We start from the raw sequence: 1,011 nt of genomic DNA, 5'->3' as shown, positions 1-1,011 counted from the left end.
TGCTGCTGCGCTGGCTTCTGCCGCCGGTGGTCCGGCCCCGCGCGGCGCTGGACGTGCCCGACCACCTGTTGCCCCATGCCACGCCTGGTAGCCTGCCGCCGCTGCACCGCGCCCCGTGGCTGGCGGCCGCGGCCTGGGTGCTGCTTGTCGTCGCCCTGGCGGGGCCGCAGGTGGAACGCCAGGCCCAGGTGGTTCCCGCCAGCGGGCGGGACATCGTCCTAGCACTGGATCTGTCGGGCAGCATGGAACAGGCCGATTTCACCCTGGACGGTCAGCCCGTCAGCCGCCTGGACGCGGTCAAGCGCACCGCCCGCGCCTTTGTGCAAAGCCGGACGGGCGACCGGATCGGCCTGGTGATCTTCGGCGGACGCGCCTATGTCGCGGCGCCGCTGACCTTCGATCTGAACGCCGTCGTGCAGGCCATCGACGAGGCGCAGATCGGGGTGTCCGGCCGCGGCACGGCCATCGCCGACGGCCTGGGTCTGGCGATCCGCAGGCTGCAGGGCAGCACGTCGCCCGGCCGGGTCGTGGTTCTGCTGTCGGACGGGGTCGACACCTCGGGCAGCGTGCAGGCGGTGGACGCGGCGCGCCTGGCGGCGTCGCACGGGCTGCGCATCCACACCATCGCCCTGGGCCCCGAGGACCTGGAGACCCGCCCCACCGCCCGCGACGCCGTCGACGTGGCGACCCTGCGCGCGGTGGCCGAAACCGCGGGGGGCGCGCTGTTTCGCGTGCGCGACACCGCTGACTTGACCGCGATGGCGCAGGCGCTGGACCGGCTGGAGCCTAGCCCGGGCGAACGGCCGCCGCTGCGCTATTGGCGGTCGCTGTGGATCTGGCCCGCGATGCTGTGCGCCGCCTGCCTGATGCTGGCCGCGATCCGGAGGCGGGAATGACCGGCGCGCTGCTGCTGCGGCCGTGGTGGCTGGCGGGTCTGGTGCCGCTTCTGGCGCTTGCGTGGTGGCTGGACCGTCGCGGGCCGTCCGCTGGCGGGGGGGAACAGGGCATGCC

At 74.4% G+C, this 1,011-nt stretch carries 1 protein-coding gene; it reads left to right on the top strand.

Annotated elements, in window-relative coordinates:
- Positions 1–2: 2 nt before the first annotated feature.
- Positions 3–896: a VWA domain-containing protein gene (locus FHD68_RS18700; protein ID WP_139086631.1), complete on the top strand. Its 894-nt coding sequence runs from the start codon at positions 3–5 to the stop codon at positions 894–896.
- Positions 897–1,011: the final 115 nt, after the last annotated feature.

Source organism: Paracoccus marcusii (assembly GCF_006151785.1).
In the GTDB taxonomy this organism is placed as follows: Bacteria; Pseudomonadota; Alphaproteobacteria; order Rhodobacterales; family Rhodobacteraceae; genus Paracoccus; species Paracoccus marcusii.
The sequence above is the reverse complement of the archived record's forward strand: the minus strand, read 5'-3'. Positions and strand labels throughout refer to the sequence as shown.